This is a genomic window from uncultured Sulfitobacter sp., from assembly GCF_947502895.1.
Taxonomy (GTDB): domain Bacteria; phylum Pseudomonadota; class Alphaproteobacteria; order Rhodobacterales; family Rhodobacteraceae; genus Sulfitobacter.
Genome location: NZ_CANNBM010000014.1, coordinates 1 through 3,094 on the forward strand (window position 1 = coordinate 1; position 3,094 = coordinate 3,094).

Genomic DNA, 3,094 nt, shown 5'->3' on the forward strand with positions numbered 1-3,094 from the left:
TATGGGACGTCGTTTAGTATTTGGGGGTAGTTTACTTGGGGCTGCTTTTGCGTTTGTTTTGGGTGGGACTGCTTCATTTGCGGACACGGTGACGTTGCGGATGTCGACGTGGTTGCCGCCCAAGCATCACCATACGGCGGTTGCGTTGCCGACGTGGATTGCAGCTGTTGAGGAGGCATCCGGGGGTACGTTGAAGATCAAGATTGATCCGGCCCCTATTGCCAAGCCCCCCGGCCAGTATGATGTGGTGCGCGACGGGGCGGCCGATATGTCCTATCACGTGGTTGCCTACACGCCTGGTCCTTTCGAGATTTTGCGCGGTGCCGAGCTGCCTTTCCTGTCGCCCAGTGCCGAGGTCGGATCGCAGGCCGCCTATGACTGGTATGACCGCAACGTAGGTTTCGACGCCGAGTTCAAGGACGTCAAAATCATCACCATGTTCGTGCATGGCCCCGGTGCGGTGCACACCAAAGAGCCTGTCAAAACCCTTGATGATCTTGCGGGTGTCAAGCTGCGCGTGGGCGGCGGCGGTGTGCGCATGGCCGAGGCACTGGGGGCGACCCCTGTGGCAATGCCTGCGCCAAAATCCTACGAGGCGATCCAGAAAGGCGTGGCCGATGGCGCCATGTTCCCGTTTGAATCCATCGCGGGTTTCCGTCTGGGCGAGCTGGTGAACTATCACCTCGAAATCCCCGGTGGTCTGTACACCACACCTTTTGCCGTGATGATGAACCCCGCCAAATACGACAGTCTGTCGGACGCGCACAAACAGGTGCTGGCGGATGTGGGCGGCGTGAACGGCGCGAAAATCCTTGGCGCGGCATGGGATGATGCCGATACGCTGGGCCGCAAGGCGGCCGAGGAACAGGGCGGCGTCTTCCACACGCTGGACGGTGCCGAGCTGGAGAAATGGGCTGCAAAGATTGCGTTCATGGACGCCGACTGGATCGCAAAAGCGGATGCAGCCGGCCTTGACGGCACAGCCCTGCTGGCCGATCTCAAAGCAACGATTGCGAAATACAGCAACTGAAAAGGCCGCGTGGCGTCTGCACAAGTGCGGGCGCCACGTGTCATTCGGGCGGGTATTTTGGGCCAGAAACGCGGGCGCTAGCGGTGTGACATGCGGCGGATCACCGGCGGTAAATCCGTCAGGTCCGTGCCCGATCTCGCCCCCTGATCCGCCCCGCTCTTACCCGACCCTGCTCTACCCGACCCTGCTCTTACCCGACCCTGCCGTGCAAGGACCCCGCCCTGTGGAAGCTCTTTTGAAAAACATCTCCAACGCACTGGCAGGATTTGCCTGTGTCATTCTTGTGCTGGTCATGCTGACCACCTTTGCCGATGTGCTCGGCCGCTATTTCTTCAACGCGCCTGTCACCTTTGCAGTCGAGATGATCCAGCTGGGCATGGGCCTGCTGGTGCTGCTCGGGCTGGCCATCACCACGCTGGAGCGCGGCCATATCGCTGTGGACATTGCCGATACCCTCGCCCCGCCACGGGTGCGCCGGATGTTTGCGCTGTTTGCGTCGCTCTGCGGGGCGGCGTTTATCTCGCTGATCGCCTGGCGCCTGTGGGACCGCGCAATGAACTTCCGCCGCGACGGGTTGGCGACGGATGTGTTGTTTGTGCAGATCTGGCCTGTGGTCGCGCTGATGGCCTTTGCCGCGGCCATGGCTGCCGCTGTGGCGATTGCCCAGCTGTTCATACCTGCGCTGACGAAAAAGACCCCTGAATTTGATGTGGATATGGAAGTCTGATGGACCCGCTTTTGATTGGCACGCTGAGTTTTGCGGCCCTGTTTGTTTTGTTGATCCTCACCGTGCCCATCGGCTTTGCCATGGGGCTGTGCGGGCTGGCAGGTATGTCGATGATCATCGGGCTGGGCCCGTCGCTGTCACTGTTCGGCACCACCGTCTACGAGACGACTGTCACCTATGATCTGTCGATTGTGCCGCTGTTTGTGCTGATGGGGGCTGTGGCCGCGCGCTCGGGCCTCAGTCAGGAGCTTTATGGTGCGTTTAACGCCTGGTTCGGGGCCTTCCGCGGCGGGCTGGCGCTGGCCACAGTGGGCGCGTGCGGGGCATTTGCCGCGATCTGCGGCTCGTCCGTGGCGACGGCTGCAACCATGTCCAAAGTCGCCCTGCCCGAAATGAAGCGGTACAACTACGCCGAAAGCCTCGCCACCGGATCGGTGGCCGCAGGCGGCATCATCGGCATCCTGATCCCGCCCTCGGTGGTGCTGGTGCTTTACGGCGTGCTGACCGAGACCTCCATCGGGGATCTGTTCATCGCGGGCTTTCTGCCCGGTGTGCTGACGATTGTGGGCTTTATGCTGGTGGTTGTCGTGGTCACGCGCCTCAACCCTGAAATGGGCCCTGCGGGCCCGCGTGTGCCGCTGCGCGAAAAGATCGCCGCACTGGGCCGCACATGGGCGATCATCTTGCTGTTTGCCCTGGTCATCGGGGGCATCTATTTTGGCGTCTTCACCCCGACCGAAGCCGCGGGCATCGGCGCTGTCGGCGCCTTTGGCATCTCGGCCCTGCGCGGCCGCATGACCCGCGTCAATACCCGCGATGCGTTGATGGAGACGGTCAAAACCACGGCCATGATCTTTACCATCCTCATCGGCGCGCTGACGCTGAACAACCTCATGGTCTTCTCGGGCATCGCCGCGGCGCTGTCGGGGTTCGTCTCGGGGCTGGACATGCATCCCATGGCGGTGATGGCGGTGATCTTGCTGATCTATCTCGTGATGGGCTGCTTTCTGGACGCGCTGGCGATGATCCTGCTGACCGTACCGATCTTCTTTCCCATCATCACCGATCTGGGGTTCGATCCCGTCTGGTTCGGCATCATCGTCGTCATGGTCGTCGAGCTGGGCCTCATCACACCCCCCATCGGCATGAACGTCTTTGTCATCAAAGGCATGGTCCCAAACGTCAAACTCTCCTCCATCTACAAAGGCGTCATACCCTTCGTCATCGCACAACTCATCCTCATAATCGCCGTCTTCATCATCCCAGACATCGCACTATGGCTGCCAGAAACCGCAAAAACATTCAGATAATATAAAACCTAAAAATACTAAAAGTGC

Annotated in this window: 3 protein-coding genes; all 3 read left to right on the top strand. The window is 60.5% G+C overall.

From position 1 onward, the window contains the following. A partial coding sequence (locus tag Q0903_RS19690; RefSeq protein ID WP_299418049.1) for a TRAP transporter substrate-binding protein occupies positions 1-1,030 on the top strand: 1,030 nt, incomplete at its 5' end. A 223-nt stretch (positions 1,031-1,253) separates the two neighbouring features. After that, positions 1,254-1,757 (top strand): TRAP transporter small permease, encoded by a 504-nt coding sequence (locus tag Q0903_RS19695; RefSeq protein ID WP_299418051.1) that lies wholly within the window; start codon positions 1,254-1,256, stop codon positions 1,755-1,757. Beyond that, positions 1,757-3,067: a TRAP transporter large permease gene (locus Q0903_RS19700; RefSeq protein WP_299418053.1), complete on the top strand. Its 1,311-nt coding sequence runs from the start codon at positions 1,757-1,759 to the stop codon at positions 3,065-3,067. Before Q0903_RS19695 ends, Q0903_RS19700 begins: the two co-directional genes overlap by 1 nt. Positions 3,068-3,094 lie beyond the last annotated feature (27 nt).

Excerpts from the sequence above, each read along its gene's own strand:
- Q0903_RS19700 (WP_299418053.1), top strand. The coding sequence starts at position 1,757 with ATGGACCCGCTTTTGATTGGCACGCTGAGTTTTGCGGCCCTGTTTGTT.